The following is a 14,564-nucleotide window of genomic DNA, read 5'->3' on the forward strand; positions in this document are numbered from 1 at the left end:
TCTTAGGCTCTGCGACGGCGACGCGGCAGCGCCACGGCGACGGATGCTGCGGCCACGACCACCATCCCGATGATCTGCCAGGCGGCAGGGCCGGATGCCGGGGGCCAGAGCAGGTCGATGACGACCGAGGTCGTCAGCTGTCCGAGCACCGATCCGAGTCCCATCAGCAGCACACCGGTCTGGCCGACGATGAACGCGCCGAGCAGGATGTAGGCGAAGCCGAGGAATCCGCCGAGATACAGCCAGGGTTCGCCCGGAAGGGCGTTCGGGGCACCGCGCAGGGCGATGCTCACCCCGGCGGCGAGCAGCAGCACGACGGTCCCAGCGATGAAGCTCATGAGCGTCGCGACGATAGGCGACTGCACCCGCTGTGCGAGGCGGCCGTTCGTCGCGGCCTGCCAGGCGATTCCGACACCGGCGGCGAACGGCAGCAGCAGCATCCACAGCGGCGCCGTCGCCAGCACATCTCCGCTGAGCGAGATGCCGACCGCGGCGAGCGCGAGCAGCCCACCGAGAACGCGCCCCGGCGTGACCGCGACCACCCCGGCCGGACCGAATCCGATCCGATCGAGCACGAGCCCGTGCAGCGTCTGCCCCGCGACCACCCCGACCGTGAAGAGCGAGACGCCCAGCACGCCGGCGGTGAGGCCCTGGGTCGACACGGTGAGCGCGCCGCAGGCGCCACCCAGCAGCATCCACACCGGGATAGCGCGGCCGCGAACCCCGCGCCACAGCCGCCCGACGCCGCGGCGTCCGGAAGGAAGCGCGGCGACCACGACCACGAGCGCGAGCAGTCCCACGCTGAAGGACACGAAGCCGGCGACGATGCCGTCATCGAGGCGGACGCCGAGGACGCCGTTGATGCGCGCCTGGATCGCCGTCATCATCCCGATCGCGACCGCTCCCCCGAGTGCCACCGGAGCGGGGAGTACGCGGGTCGGGGTCACCTGTCGAGCCTACCCGCGCGGATGGTGCGGCCCGGCGGCTCCGCTCAGAGGCGTCATTCGTCCGGCTCGGTCCGAGCCACCGCGCCTGCGGGCCGCGAACGACGTCGAGTTCGTGCCACCCACTGTCGGGCACGCGCGAAGTTCGCACGCGCGTCCTCACGCAGCTCTGCGCTGCGCTGCGCCACCTGGGCGCCGAGGACGACGCGCTGATCGATCACGCCGATGATCCGGTCGCTCACTGCGGTGACGTCGAACGGCTCGTTGATGTCGACGCTCCAGGGCGTGAGCTCGAGCGTGGTCGCCAGCTCCCTGACCTTGACGTCGTAGGCCAGCACGAAGGACGGACGGCCGATGATCGACGCGATGACGATCGCGTGCAACCGCTCGCTGATGAGGAGGTCGCAGCTCTCGATGACGCGCGCGGCGTCGAGATGGGCGGCGAGGTCGTGCGGGATGAAGCGGAGCGACGGCACGCGGGCAGCGAAGCCCTCCAGCACCTCCACGTCGTCGTGCTGTTTGAAGCCCTTCTGCATCGGAAGTGCGTGCAGCTCGAGGGGGTGCGCAGCGTGCACCCTCTCGAGCACGAGTCCCAGCTGTGAGAGGAAGGGCTCCCAGTTGTCTGCGTTCTCGATGTCGTAGTTCAGGTTGAGCGCCACCCGCACCGGGGTGCGAGGCGATGCGGGGGTGCTCGAGCGCGTCGTCGACTCGTCCGAGCCGTCCGCGCCGTCCGAGCCGCCCGATGCGGGCCGCCGCGGATCGTTCGCCCCGAGAAGCCACTCGGCATCCGCAGAGAACACCGCATCGGTGGCGAGCCGCGGCTCGATGCCGACGGAACGACACGTCGCAACAGATAGCGCGTCGCGGACGGTCAGCTCATCGACCTGGGACAGGATCATCCGGGCGATGCGCAGCCCGCGAGGGCTGCGGATCGGACCGACCCCGACGTTGAGCATCGCGATGGGCCGACGCGCGATCCGGCGCGTGAACGTCACGATCGCGAGGATCATCAGCATCGTCGAGTAGGCGTTGCGGCCGGTGGAGGCGTAGAGCTCCTTGATGATCGAGCCGCCGCCGAAGCACAGCAGGTCGCACCGGAGGAGTTCGCGCAGCAGTCGTCGCCGGTCACGGGCGGTGTCGATCACATCGACGTCGAACCGGCCCTGCAGTTGCGACCGGGTGAAGTCCGGATCGTAGCTGTTCACGATGTAGTGGTGCTGGTCGCCCAACTGGGTCAGGAACGTCTCCAACAGCAGTTCGTCGCCGATGTTGCGCTGGCCATGAGTGCCGAGGAACACGATTCTGCGCGAGTCGTCATTCATGCGGGGACTCCTTCGGTGGGGGCGGCGGATGGTCGTCTGGTGCCGCGGACTCCTGCTCGTCGTCGCCCGGGTGCAGCCGGGAACGCCATCGCACCACGAGTCCGCTCGCGATGAGCAGCAGGAGCGTGAGGGCGACGCCCATCCAGCTGGATCCGACGACACCGCCGGCAGGAGGTGCGAGGTCCTGCACGTCAGCGGCCGCGAGGTTGAGCAGCTCGTCTTCAGTCAGGTTCGCGTGCTCAGGGTTGGCTGCAGGGTCGACGTAGCCGTCGGTGGTGCCGGTGCTGGGCGTGAACTCGGAGCAGTCGAGGTCGTTCGGGTCCGTGATCGGGGTGACGTTCGCGGGGAGTCGCAGGCCCTGGTAGATCTCCTCCGGGACGAGCATCATGCCCTCGAAGAGCATCGGATTCGTGTCGGTCTTGTCGATCGCGAACGTATGGGTCCCGGCCGTCGCGTCCACGACGCCGAGGTCCTGGTAGCTGTAGCCGAAGTTCACCGGCACGAGCTCGTCCGGGATCGACTTCTCGAGATCGGCGACGGACAGTGCCGAGGCGTCGACCGCGACCCGATCCGTCCCGTACACGTCGGCCGTGGGGAACAGCTTCATGTTCTCGCTGGGTGAGCGCAGCTCGAGGGTCTCGTCGTAGTCGAGCGTCGGCGCGGTGACATGGAGCACGTTCGCCGTGTTGGCCGTGCGCATCAGCACGCGGTACCTGCCGGATTCGGGAACCTTCACGGGGACGCTGATCTCGGTTGCCCGAGGGAGACCGATGAAGGAGCCGCGAAGGGTGCCGAAGACGCCCGGCGTGATCATCCCCGTACGGTTCCACTTCGTGTTCGAGAACAGGAGGAAGGAACGGAACATCGGCGACAGGTAGTAGTTGGACGCGACGACGTCGGGGTTGAACGCGAACATGCGCTCGTCCGGCCCGGAGATGGCGTCTGGATGGTCCAGCAGCCAGAGGTTCAGCGCCGAGGTGCCGACGTCGTCCGTGAGGAGCTCCACCGGAGCACCCGGGGTGAGGCTGCCCGGTTCGAAGTACGGGGTGAACTCGAAGTCGTAGCAGCGACTCAGGTTGCGCCGGTTGAACACGAGATCGAGATAGCTCTGCCAGCTCGAATCCACGAGGAGTGTGACGCGGTCCGGTCGCGGTTGATCGGTGATCTCGTAGAGGGCGTAGCTGTCGTTCTCGAACCGGAGCGCGACGTCATCCTTCAGGCGCGCGAGGCCCGGCTCCACGAAGCTCTCCACATTCGGCAGGTACTCCGCCCCGATCCCGCCGTTGGAGTGGATCTTGCGATTCACGACGATGTACTTCACATCGATGTCGCGTGCGACATTGATCCACCAGTCCTGCTGGTAGTACAGACCGCGCAGGATGAGGAAGAAGTCGAACTTGTTCTTCACATCCCCCGTGAGCCCGTAGTAGTAGCTCGGCTTGTCGAGGTAGTAGATGAAGAACTTGTCGATGAACTTGTGGTCGACCCCGTTGGTGTCGGCGACCAGTTTCGCGGTCTCCGTCGGCGGCAGGACGACGGTCTTCCCCTCGGGGAGTTCGTTGAGGGCGTGCTTGAGCTCCTTCAGATCGCCCAGGGGGAACGGCGAGAGGAAACCTGCCATGTTCCCCGAACCGAACACCGTCCGATACGGATCGTTCGCCCAGAACGGCGTGAAGAAGATGGCACCGATGCACGCGGTGGCGAGGAGTTTGAGAAGGAGCGCGCTGCGGGCACGTGCGGTCGCGGCTCCCGCCCGAGCGACGCGGCGTGGCCGCGGCACTCGGGCCAGGCGCTGCCTGCTCGGGCGCAGCCAACGAGCGCTCACCGCATCGATGAGGTAGGCGAGCGTCAGCGACATGACGAGCGGCGCCAGCATGAACAGGATGAGTTGGAATCGGTGCGGGAACCGGAGGATCTGCACCACGGTGCCGGCTGCCGTCACGATCAGGTTGCCGATCGCGGAGTGGCTCTCATTCGCGGTGATCGCGAGGGCCGCGAGCGTCCGATGGAAGGTCGGGAACCACAGCGGTTCGCCGTAGCCGATGGTCGCCCAGAGCGCGAAGCCGATCGCGACGTAGATGACGCCGAGCAACTGCCGGTGCGGGCGCGTGCGAAAGAGCCGTCGGCGCACCGGCGGAATCAGGAGCGGGACGAAGAGCAACAGGCTGTAGAGGGCGTCGGGATAGCGGGGCACCTTGGCCAGGTAGTCGCCGAAGAGGATCTTGTCGGTGATGCCGGCCAGGTCCCAGGACAGCTCGTGCAGCCACGACACCGATGCATCCTGGATGAAGTAGAAGTCGCCGGGCACGGTGTCGGAGAGGTTCGACACCCCCGCGAGCGCGACGTACTTCACGAAGAGCGCATACGGCACGAGCGTGACCACCGCGTAGATGAGCACAGCGAGAACCACGCGCCCGGTCGTCGTCGCAGACCAGCCTCGGAACCATACCCGCAGTCGGGTCCATCGCCGTCGTCCGACGAGGACGCGCCGCACGCGTCTCGGGAGCGATCGCAGCCGCGCCGGGCCGCCGAGCCGGATCCAGTGACCGATCTCCCCGATCAGCAGGGTGACCACCGTGATCGCGAAGAACAGAGTGAACAGGACGAGGTAGTGGATGGCGGGATTCAGCAGGGTCGCCAGACTCGCGATCAGCATGTACCGCTTCCACGACCGGCCGGCGAAGAGCAGCGCGTAGAGCATCCAGAGCGAGGAGATGGTCATGAGGACCAGGCCGAGGATGAGCGTGTAGAAGTGGGTGATCTTGGCGTACACCATGATCAGGTAGATGAGCGAGACGGGGAAGAACGTCGCGAGATAGATGGCCTGCGAGGACAGGGACGAGAACACCCGGTCCATGAAGCGGGCGACAGTGAGGTAGACGGCCCAGAAGAGCGACGGGATCACGAGGAGGATCGCGAACGGAAGGACCGTGTAGTAGCGGAGCCACGTCGTCAGGAACGCGTATCGGACCCGGAACTCGTATCCGTTGACCAGTTGGTTGAACTGTCCGGCCGCTTGATCGAGGAGCTGACTGTGCCAGTTGAAGAACGGCACCAGCTCGTCGCCCGCGATGACGGCGTCGCCCCGCAGCACGGCGGGGATCGCGAAGAGGACGTCGCGGAAGATGATGAGCGCGGAGATGTAGAAGACCGCCCCGGCGATGAGCGCGATCGTCCGTGTCGACAGGCCTGCTACTGAGGCAGGGCGCGATAGCTGCTCCGATCGGACGGGCGGTACCTCGAGGGCGCTCTCCGCTGCCTCGGAGCTACGTCGTCGGAGACGCATGCGTCGTCGATCCGATCGCCTGCACCACGTCGTCGAGCGCATTCCGGACGGCTTCGAGCAGCGCAGGGTCAGGGGCGGAGTCGTCAGGAGCCTGCTCGACGCGCAGACAGGCCTGGGCGAGTTCGGAGGCACCGAGCGCCAGGCTGCTGCCGCGCATGCGATGGGCGATGAAGCGCAGGTCTCCGGCGTCTCGGTCCGCGAGCGCGCGATCGAGCATCCGGAGATCATCTGCGCTGCGCAGGACGAAGGCGCGGAGCACCTCCGCCTTCGCCTGCGCACCCAACTCGTCGAGGGCGCTGAACGCCGTGGCCGGCTCCACAGCGGGTGCGCCACCGTTCGCGTGGGATCTGACCTCCATGCCGAGGAACGCACGGCGCAGATCCTCACCGGTGAACGGTTTGGAGATGTACCCGTCCATGCCCGCCGCCGCGCACTCCTCCCGATCGCGCTCCGTCGCTCCGGCGGTCAGCGCGATGATGTAGGGCTGCGTCACCACTGCCGCGGAGGAGCGGATCCGTCTCGCCGCCTCGAGGCCGTCCATGAGCGGCATGTGGACGTCCATCAGGAGGACGTCGTAGGCGGCCCTCTCGACGGCTTCGAGGGTCTCAGCTCCGTTGGACACGGTCGATACGCTGTGACCGAGCCGAGTCACCAGGCGAGTGGAGAGAAGCTGAAGGGTCTTGTTGTCCTCCGCGACCAGCACGCGCAGCACTCGCGGCGATCGGCGCTCCGTCACCCCCCGGGTGCTCACGGCGTCCATCGGCTGCTGATGATCGTCCGGCGCGACCTCGGGCACGGCGGCGGCCGCCAGTTCGATCTCGAACCAGAACCTCGACCCCACGCCCGGCTCACTCTCCACCTGGACCCGACCTCCCATCATGCCGACGAGCGACTGGCATATCGAGAGCCCCAGCCCGGTGCCGCCGTGCACGCGGGTCGTGGATTCGTCGGCCTGTGTGAACGGATCGAACAGCCTGGTGAGCTGCTCCGCAGGAATGCCGACGCCGGTGTCCGAGACCTCGAATCGGATCCGATCCGGGGTGCGTCCGCGCGCCACTCGCAGTCGCACCTCACCATGTGCGGTGAATTTCACCGCGTTCCCGAGCAGGTTGATGAGCACCTGGCGAAGACGTGTGGGATCGCCTCGGACCACTGTCGGGCAATCCGGGGCGTAGTCGGCCACGATCGGGAGCTTCTTGCTCTCGGCGGCGAAGGACAGCACGGTCACGCTGGCGTTGACGAGGCGGGCGAGATCGAAGGAGCGATTCTCCAGTTCGATCGCACCCGCCTCGATCTTCGAGAAGTCGAGGATGTCCGTGATGAGTTCGAGGAGCAGCGACCCGCTCAATGACGCGTTCTCGACATACTCGCGCTGTGTCTCATCGAGGTCCGTGTCGAGGAGCAGCTCGTTCATTCCGAGCACGGCGTTGAGGGGGGTGCGGATCTCGTGGCTCATCGTCGCGAGGAAGACGCTCTTGGCCGAAGCAGCCTCGAGCGCCGCGTCACGCGCCTGGGCGAGACGGACGTTCAGGTCGCGTTCCCGCCGACGCAGGCGCTCCGCATCGGCCACCGAGATCAGCAGGCGGATGATGCCGACGGCAAGGGCAGCGAGCGCGAAGTACTCGGGGACGTCGACGGCCGCACCCAGTTCGTTGACGATGAGCACTGCGAGAGCGGAGAACGAGAACAGGGCGGGCGCGAAGACGATCCCGCGGAAGGGGGTGTCGCGCTTCGGCGGCGGTACGGGAGAGACCCATGAGGCGAGGGCGATGAGCACGGTCGCCAGCGGCCAGAGGACGTCGACGGGAGCCCCGTACGTGTACGTGCCGGTGGCGAGTGCCTGGTGGAGCGCGACGTTCGACGCCGTCATCAGGAGCGCGGCCCCCAGCTGGAGCCACCACGCAGGGCTCGGCCGACGGTCGAGCGCCGTGAGGGTGCCGACGAGGACCGCGATGAACAACAGAGGTGCGGCCGGATAGACGAGCTCGATCATCTCACCGCCGGTGAGCGTCTCTCCGCGGGTCACTGTGAAGGCCGAGACCACGGCGAGCAGGGCGAGTGCAGCGATGAGGCCGTCGAGCCAGACCGAGACGGAAGCACGTGCGACGCGAGCTCGGATGATGAGCCCGAGCGCGACGAAGACGCACACGACGAAAACGACGTAGAGCACCTGCGAGGAGGCCGCGTTCGGCTGACTCTCCCCCGGGCCGACCGCCAGCGATTCGATCGCGTCGCCGACGACGAGGGCGACGAGAGCGAGGCACATGACGCCCCAGGCCAGACGCTCACGGGGCACGACCACGGCCCTGAGACCGACGAGCACCGCGGCGGCGGCTTCGATCATCAGGTAGTTCGCGGTGAACCACCAGTGCGACGCGGTGCTCGGAGGCAGGACCCACAAGGACAGCCCGTAGACCGCGATCGCGACGAAGAGCACCAGGAACGCGCCGACGAGCAGCCGTGAGCGCGTCTCGAAGATCGGTGCACCGCTGTCCCGCATGACCACCGCCCCCCGACGTCGTCCTCTCGGCGTGGGCCGCAGAAGAGATCCCGCGACTTGCACTCAAGAGTGCAGCACCTCGACGGCCTGGTCAACGCTTCGGACGGAACGTGCGAGCCAGCCTCTTGCCCGACGAGCAGTCCAGCGTATGCTCAGTGCCACACCTCGTGATGGAGCGAGACGCGGCGACAGGCCGCATCCCGGCTCCGAGCCGAACAGGGTCGGAGCTCCATGCACGGGCAGCGCAGATCCGGGGGGCGAAGCGATGACGAGCGACGGTTCGACGATTCCGGCCGACGTGGGAGAGCGGCGCCGTCTGCGGATCGGCGTGATCACCGCCTTCCCGCCGAGTCGCAACAGCCTCAACGAGTTCGGTTACCACATGGTGAAGCACTTGTCGCGCCTCGAAGAGGTGGCCGAGGTGATCGTCTACTCGGACCGCACGGACGCCGGTGACCCCGTTCCCATCGACAAGGTGACATTCGTCCCCTCCTGGCGGTTCAATGCGGCGGGGAACCTCGCCTCGCTGCCTCGCGCGATCGCACGGACGAAACCGGATGCCGTCGTGCTGAACCTGCAGTTCGCCACCTTCGGCGACCGTCGCGTTCCAGGTGCGCTGGGGCTTCTGATACCGGCCGTGCTCCGCGCTCGCCGCACACCGACGCTGCTGATCCTCCACAACCTCGCCGACAACGTCGACATGCAGGACGCGGGCTTCGCCGGCTCTGCGGTGACCGCGAAGCTGATGACCTTCGCGGGTCGCGTCCTCACGAGGGCACTGCTGCGCGCGGATCTGGTCGCCTTGACCATCCCGCGATACGTGGAGTTCCTCCGCGCGAGCTACGGCGCGAAGAACGCGATCCTCGCCCCCCACGGCAGCTTCGAAGATCTGGCGGTGCCGTCGTTCACAGTACCGCCAGGGCGGCGGTCGATCATGGCATTCGGCAAGTGGGGCACGTACAAGACCGTCGACATGCTCGTCGCCGCCTACCAGGAACTCCTGCGGCGCGGGTACGACGACATCCGTCTGGTGCTGGCCGGCACCGACAGCCCCAATTCGAGCGGATACATGGCCTCAGCCCAGGCGCGCTTCGCCGATGTGCCCCATCTCGAGTTCCCCGGCTACATCGCCGAGAGCGAGGTCGGGCCCCTGTTCCTCGCGTCGTCCGTGGTCGCGTTCCCCTACACCTCGACGACCGGAAGCTCGGGGGTGCTGCATCAGGCCGGCGAGTACGGCCGTGCCGTCGTGCTGCCACGCATCGGCGACCTCGTGGACATCATCGAGGAGGAGGGGTTCCGGGGTGTGTATTTCGAACCGGGTGACGCCGTGAGCCTCGCGGATGCCATCGCTGAGGTACTCGATGATCCGGACACGCAGACGGCGCTGGGGCGTCGGAACTTCGCGGCGGCGACGGGCATCCCGATGTCCGAGGTCGTGCAGTGGCACGTCGCCCATATCGATCGGCTCCTCGAACGGCAAGCCCGACGATGACGGCGCCGGAGGGAGTGGCGCTCGGCTCGGGGCGGCGCCTCGTCGGGGGCGGCTCGCTGCTCGCCGGTGCCATGCTCCTCGCGAACGGCGGGAACTATCTGCTCAACCTCTTCCTCGGGCGGGTGCTCACACCGGCCGAGTTCTCCGACGCCAACCTGATGGTGACCTTCCTCTTCACCCTCACCTCGATCGCGCTCTGCCTGCAGCTCGTCGCCGCCCGCTTCATCGCCCGGTCCGATGCGCTCGGCTTCCCCGGCGATTCCGATGCGCTCGCACGGCGGCTCCGACGCATCGCGCTCGCTGCCGGCATCACGACGGGGGCGGTCCTGGCTGGCGCCTGCACGTTCTGGTCGTTTGTGTTCCAGACCGCGTCGCCCTGGCCGTTCGTGATCCTCGCCGTCGGCGTGCCGTTCTGGCTCGTGCAGGCGGTGGGTCGTGGCGTGATGCAGGCGCGGCTGCGGTTCACACCGCTCGCGATGTCCTTCATCGTCGAGATGGTGACGCGAGTGGGTCTCGGTGTGATGCTGGTCTCCCTCGGTCTCGGTGTGCCGGGCGCGACCGTGGCCCTGTCGGTCTCGTTCATCGTCACCTCGCTGATGGTGAGCCTGGTCAGCCGATCACGGAACACGCTGACCGGCGACGGGATCCCCGGCGAGGAGGTCCGGGCATACGCTGCGCTCGTCTCGGTGCTGCTGCTCGGGCAGATCATCGCGAACAACAGCGACATCTTCATCGCGAAGGTCGTCTTCACACCGACCGAGGCGGGCATCTACGCGGCCGTCGCACTCGTGGGGCGTGCCGTCTTCTTCCTGGCCTGGTCCGTTGCGACCGTCATCTTCCCCGTGGTCGCACGGCGACATGCTGCCGGTCAGGGCTCCGCGGCGGTATTGCGCACCGGCGTCCTCGCCGTCGTGGCCATCGGCGCAGGCTGCTCCCTTGCTGCGCTGTGGCTCGGCGGCCCGGTCCTCGGCGTCGTCCTCGGTCCGGTATACGGAGATCTGTCCGTCCCCCTCGCCGCCTACGCCGGCATGACCACGCTGTTCGCCATCGGCAACCTCATCGCCAGCTACCGTCTGTCCCAGTCCCGCGTCACCGAGTCCTGGCTGCTGTTGGGCGCTTCCCTTCTGCAGCTGCTGCTCCTGCTCATCTGGCACGCCGACATGGGAACCCTCATCGCTATGCAGCTGATCGCCATGAGCGTCCTGATGATCGTCCTGTGCATCCGCGCGGTGGTCCACCGCGTCGGCATGTCCGCCCGTTCGCCCCGAGAGGCACTGTGATGACCGAACTCTCCGCCGCCTACCGCGCCTATCGCGCATGGGTCACCGAGCCGTTGACCGTTCCGCCGGCAGTATCGGTGGTGATCCCCTCCTACAACGAGGAATGGCGCATCCTGCCGACCATCGGTGCGATCGCGACGCACATGAGCGCCCGAGGCGAACCGTGGGAGCTCATCATCGCCGATGACGGTTCCTCGGACTCGACCGTCACGCTCGTCGAAGACCTCCATTTCGCCAACCTCCGTCTGCTCGTCGCCGAACACAACGCCGGAAAAGGGAGCGCCGTCCGACGAGGGATGCGCGACGCGAAAGCCCCTCTGATCCTGTTCGCCGACGCGGACCAGTCCACGCCGATCGAGCAGTTCGACCGTCTCGCCGCGCTGGTCGACGACGGCTACGACGTCGTGGTGGGATCGCGGGCCGCCAAGGGCGCCGAGGTGAGTGGGAAGAGCCTGACCCGCCGAATCCTCAGCAGCGGGCTCCACCTCATCGTCTCGCGCGGGTTCGGCATCTCCGTATCCGACACTCAGTGCGGATTCAAGCTGTTCACCGCAGAGGCCGCACGGGACTTGTTCTCGACGCAGCTGATCGACGGGTTCTCGTTCGACCTCGAGGTCCTGTATCTCGCACACAAGTTCGGCTACCGTGTCGCAGAGGCTCCGGTGGAATGGATCGACGCACCAGGGTCTCGGGTGGATGCGGCGAAGGTCAGCCTGCAGTTCCTGCGCGATCTGAACCGCATCCGCTGGTACGACATCCGTGGTCGCTATTCACGAACCGGAACAGGGGCGGCGAGGCAGGACGACGCCGGATCCACCACAGCGACGATCCGCAAGGGGGCACCGACATGATCATCCGCGTTGAGGTCGACGCCAGGCGACGCACGGTCCGACTGGTCGGCCGGTTCGATGCACACGAGACTCCGCAGTTCCGCGAGACGGTGGCACCGCTCCTCACCGAAGACGCCAACGTCCTGAGACTCGACCTCTCCCAAGTGGCATTCGTCGATTCGTCGGCGCTGGCCGAACTCATCGCGCTGCAGAAAGCGGCCCAGCGGCTGGGCGGAGAGGTGATCCTCGAGCAGATCTCGGATCCGGTGCGCGTGATCCTCGAGATCACGGACCTCTCCGAGCTGTTCACGATCGAGGATGGGGCGACGGGCACGAGATGAATGCCCCGACCCGTGGCCGCGCGCAGCCCTCGTCGATCGAGGAAGCGATGGACCTGCTCGCCCGGCAGGCGATGAAGCCGTGCGAAGACGGCGACGTGGGTCGCGCCCTCGATCTGGTCCGCGCCGAACTCGACCGGATGGGCACGGTGCAGGTCGAGCTGACCGAGGCGCTGATCGCCAGCCAGGACCGTGTCCACGCGATGAAGGCGCTCGCGCAGATCAACGTCCAGGGTGTGGCGAGCGACGCGACGATCGGCCTCCTGCTCGAGAAGGCGCTGACGCTGACGGACGCTTCGCTCGTGTTCGTCTTCACCCGGAGCGGCCTCGTGGCCACCGCCGGCGACACGACCCGCGTCGACAGCTGTGTCGAACTCGCGACGCAGACCCTCGCGCACGCCTCGCAGGGCCTTCTCTGGTCCACGCCGGATGACGGCGCGATGGTGGGCGCCCTCGACCCCGACGGCGCCACGGAGAGATACGTGGGTTTCTTCCGGCCTGACGGACACGCCTTCTCCACTGTCGACATCCCGCTCGTCGAAGCCATCGTGTCGGCGCTGGGCGTGATGCTCGCGTTCAACGAGCTGCATCAGCATGAGCTCGCGCAAGCGGCCGTGGAACGCGAGCACCAGCTCGCCTCCGCGCTGGCTCAGTCCGTGATCACCGATCAACCGCCCGTCTCACCGCGCATCGACATCTTCGCCAGGACAACACCCGCATCTCTCACCGGGGGCGACTTCTACGTCTTCGGCCAGACCGACGGCTCGATCTGGTTCGCGGTCGGCGACGTCGCCGGCAAGAGCCTGCCCGCGGCGATGCTCATGACCCGTGCCGTCGCCGCTTGCCGGATCGCATTCCTGGCGAACCATGACGCCTCGGTGGTCGAGGCGTTCTCCCGCATCGAGGACGAGCTCTTCGACCATCTCGACGACGTCGGCCTCTTCATCACGATGGTCGTCGGAGTCGTCGACGAAGCGCAGCGCACCGTCTCGCTGGTCAACGCCGGGCACTCGCCGGTCGTGGTCGTGCGTGACGGCGAGACCCAGTTCGTCCCGGCGTCCGTGCCCCCGGTCGGAGTGGTCCGCAACAGGGTGCCGCGCACGGAGACAGTCTTCCTCGATCACGACGACTGCGTCATCCTCGGCTCTGACGGCCTCGCCGAGCAGTCCGACCCCCGCGGCGAGCTGTTCGGCTACGACCGCTTCCGAGCGCTGTGCGAGCAGACGTATGAGCTCCCCACCGCGCAGTTGGGCGAGGCCATCTTCGACGCGGTCGACGCCTTCGCGAAGGGAAGCCCGGTGTCGGATGACGCGACGCTCGTGGTGTTCAAGCGAGCGGCGGTGGAGCGATGACGGTATTGGCGGCGTCGCGCATCCGGCTGGAGCCGACTCCAGTCGCGCTTCGCGCCATCGGAGGCTGGTTGCGGCAGGCGACCGCTCGTCTCGATGCCGATGCGGCGGCAGCGATGCTCAGTCGCGCGGAGCTCGCCGTGCACGAAGCCTGCATGAACGTGATCGAACATGCAGGCCTGCCGGAAGGAAGCGAGATCGACCTCGAGCTCGAGCTCACGACGGATCGACTCACCATCCGCGTGAGCGACGCCGGCGACGTGTTCGACCTGGATGCCGTCGCGGACCCGGCCCCGCATACCCTGCAAGAGGGCGGGTACGGCGTGAAGATCATCCGTTCCCTGGTGGACGAGCTGACCTACCGGCGATCCAACTCGATGAACGAGTTGGAGCTGCGGCTGAACCTGGGGAGCACTCATGCGTGACAACGACCACATGGCGGCGGATGAGGAGCTCCGGATCGACGTCCACCAGACCGACGCCGACCACGTCCTGATCACTCTCGCCGGGCGCTTCGACGTGGCCGAGGCGACACGCGTGCGCACCCGCTTGGCCGCGAGCGAGGTCAGCGGTGCCGGACACCTCGTGATCGATCTCACCGACGTCACCTTCGTCGACAGCGCGGGACTCGCCGTCCTGGCACGGGCACGCCGCGATCGCGTACTGCAGCAAGGGTCGGTGACGCTGTTCCGTCCCGCGTCGGAAGACGCCATGCGGGTGTTCCGACTCACACAGTTCGACGAGATCTTCACCATCGTCGCCCGTCCTGACGGGAACATCTGATGCCGAGGCATGCTCTCGTCGTCGACGACGATACGGTCACGAGGCTGGTGTTGTGCCACATGCTGCAATCACTGGGATGGTCGGTGGATCAGGTCGGAGACGTACCGGATGCGCTCGATCGTCTGCGTGAGAGAGACGTCGATCTGGTGGTCGCCGACTTCCATCTGCCATCCGGGACCGGGATCGACGTGCTCGAGGCAGCGGAGCAGCGCGCACCCGCGCCCGCCTTCATCCTGGTGACGGGCATCATCGAGCATTCGTCGCTGTCCTCCGACATCGCACCCCGACTCGCCGCCCAGCTCACCAAGCCGGTGGGTTCCGAGATGCTTCGCAGCGCTCTGGGCAGAGTCTTCCCGTCGGAGGACGCGTGAAGCGGTCCGGGCGGAAGCGGACGAGCCGATCGGGGCCGGCGATCTCCCACGCATTCGGCTGGGTAGCAG

12 protein-coding genes are annotated in these 14,564 nt (G+C 67.2%); 8 read left to right on the top strand and 4 right to left on the bottom strand.

The genetic code is table 11. The features are described 5' to 3' along the window. Nucleotides 1-2: 2 nt before the first annotated feature. The 4 genes from KZC51_RS17895 to KZC51_RS15490 form a co-directional block, all read right to left on the bottom strand. A complete protein-coding gene (locus KZC51_RS17895) occupies nucleotides 3-917 on the bottom strand; it encodes a DMT family transporter (protein WP_372491810.1) in 915 nt (304 codons plus the stop codon). Nucleotides 918-1,000: 83 nt separating this feature from the next. Further along, nucleotides 1,001-2,266: a polysaccharide pyruvyl transferase family protein gene (locus KZC51_RS15480; protein ID WP_247630922.1), complete on the bottom strand. Its 1,266-nt coding sequence runs from the start codon at nucleotides 2,264-2,266 to the stop codon at nucleotides 1,001-1,003. After that, nucleotides 2,259-5,552, bottom strand: a complete 3,294-nt coding sequence (locus tag KZC51_RS15485; protein WP_247630923.1) for a hypothetical protein — start codon at nucleotides 5,550-5,552, stop codon at nucleotides 2,259-2,261. Before KZC51_RS15485 ends, KZC51_RS15480 begins: the two co-directional genes overlap by 8 nt. After that, on the bottom strand, nucleotides 5,533-8,052 hold the full coding sequence (locus tag KZC51_RS15490) for a hybrid sensor histidine kinase/response regulator (protein WP_247630924.1): 2,520 nt from the start codon (nucleotides 8,050-8,052) through the stop codon (nucleotides 5,533-5,535). Before KZC51_RS15490 ends, KZC51_RS15485 begins: the two co-directional genes overlap by 20 nt. Before the next feature lie 265 nt (nucleotides 8,053-8,317). On the opposite strand from KZC51_RS15490, the gene KZC51_RS15495 reads away from it, so the two are divergent. From KZC51_RS15495 to KZC51_RS15530, 8 genes are read left to right on the top strand one after another with little or no spacing between them, the layout of a single operon-like run. Continuing rightward, nucleotides 8,318-9,544 (top strand): glycosyltransferase, encoded by a 1,227-nt coding sequence (locus KZC51_RS15495; RefSeq protein ID WP_247630925.1) that lies wholly within the window; start codon nucleotides 8,318-8,320, stop codon nucleotides 9,542-9,544. Then, the gene (locus KZC51_RS15500) at nucleotides 9,541-10,824 is read left to right on the top strand and encodes an MATE family efflux transporter (RefSeq protein WP_247630926.1); all 1,284 of its coding nucleotides are present in this window, start codon (nucleotides 9,541-9,543) and stop codon (nucleotides 10,822-10,824) included. The genes KZC51_RS15495 and KZC51_RS15500 overlap by 4 nt, the downstream gene beginning before the upstream one ends. Further along, nucleotides 10,824-11,675, top strand: coding sequence for a dolichyl-phosphate beta-glucosyltransferase (locus tag KZC51_RS15505; protein WP_247630927.1), 852 nt, complete (start codon nucleotides 10,824-10,826; stop codon nucleotides 11,673-11,675). The genes KZC51_RS15500 and KZC51_RS15505 overlap by 1 nt, the downstream gene beginning before the upstream one ends. Continuing rightward, nucleotides 11,672-11,995 carry an STAS domain-containing protein gene (locus KZC51_RS15510; protein ID WP_247630928.1) on the top strand — a complete coding sequence of 108 codons (324 nt, stop codon included), beginning with the start codon at nucleotides 11,672-11,674 and terminating at the stop codon, nucleotides 11,993-11,995. Before KZC51_RS15505 ends, KZC51_RS15510 begins: the two co-directional genes overlap by 4 nt. After that, nucleotides 11,992-13,344 (top strand): PP2C family protein-serine/threonine phosphatase, encoded by a 1,353-nt coding sequence (locus KZC51_RS15515; protein ID WP_247630929.1) that lies wholly within the window; start codon nucleotides 11,992-11,994, stop codon nucleotides 13,342-13,344. Before KZC51_RS15510 ends, KZC51_RS15515 begins: the two co-directional genes overlap by 4 nt. Continuing rightward, nucleotides 13,341-13,766, top strand: coding sequence for an ATP-binding protein (locus tag KZC51_RS15520; RefSeq protein ID WP_247630930.1), 426 nt, complete (start codon nucleotides 13,341-13,343; stop codon nucleotides 13,764-13,766). Before KZC51_RS15515 ends, KZC51_RS15520 begins: the two co-directional genes overlap by 4 nt. Then, entirely contained in the window at nucleotides 13,759-14,124 is a 366-nt protein-coding gene (locus KZC51_RS15525) for an STAS domain-containing protein (protein WP_247630931.1), read from the top strand. Before KZC51_RS15520 ends, KZC51_RS15525 begins: the two co-directional genes overlap by 8 nt. After that, a complete protein-coding gene (locus tag KZC51_RS15530; RefSeq protein WP_247630932.1) occupies nucleotides 14,124-14,495 on the top strand; it encodes a response regulator in 372 nt (123 codons plus the stop codon). The genes KZC51_RS15525 and KZC51_RS15530 overlap by 1 nt, the downstream gene beginning before the upstream one ends. Nucleotides 14,496-14,564 lie beyond the last annotated feature (69 nt).

Source organism: Microbacterium croceum (assembly GCF_023091245.1).
GTDB classification, from domain to species: domain Bacteria; phylum Actinomycetota; class Actinomycetes; order Actinomycetales; family Microbacteriaceae; genus Microbacterium; species Microbacterium croceum.

Coding starts and splice junctions, on each gene's coding strand:
- KZC51_RS15525 (WP_247630931.1), top strand. CDS start 13,759: ATGCGTGACAACGACCACATGGCGGCGGATGAGGAGCTCCGGATCGAC.
- KZC51_RS15510 (WP_247630928.1), top strand. CDS start 11,672: ATGATCATCCGCGTTGAGGTCGACGCCAGGCGACGCACGGTCCGACTG.
- KZC51_RS15500 (WP_247630926.1), top strand. CDS start 9,541: ATGACGGCGCCGGAGGGAGTGGCGCTCGGCTCGGGGCGGCGCCTCGTC.
- KZC51_RS15505 (WP_247630927.1), top strand. CDS start 10,824: ATGACCGAACTCTCCGCCGCCTACCGCGCCTATCGCGCATGGGTCACC.
- KZC51_RS15515 (WP_247630929.1), top strand. CDS start 11,992: ATGAATGCCCCGACCCGTGGCCGCGCGCAGCCCTCGTCGATCGAGGAA.
- KZC51_RS15530 (WP_247630932.1), top strand. CDS start 14,124: ATGCCGAGGCATGCTCTCGTCGTCGACGACGATACGGTCACGAGGCTG.
- KZC51_RS15520 (WP_247630930.1), top strand. CDS start 13,341: ATGACGGTATTGGCGGCGTCGCGCATCCGGCTGGAGCCGACTCCAGTC.
- KZC51_RS15485 (WP_247630923.1), bottom strand. CDS start 5,552: ATGCGTCTCCGACGACGTAGCTCCGAGGCAGCGGAGAGCGCCCTCGAG.
- KZC51_RS15495 (WP_247630925.1), top strand. CDS start 8,318: ATGACGAGCGACGGTTCGACGATTCCGGCCGACGTGGGAGAGCGGCGC.
- KZC51_RS15490 (WP_247630924.1), bottom strand. CDS start 8,052: ATGCGGGACAGCGGTGCACCGATCTTCGAGACGCGCTCACGGCTGCTC.
- KZC51_RS15480 (WP_247630922.1), bottom strand. CDS start 2,266: ATGAATGACGACTCGCGCAGAATCGTGTTCCTCGGCACTCATGGCCAG.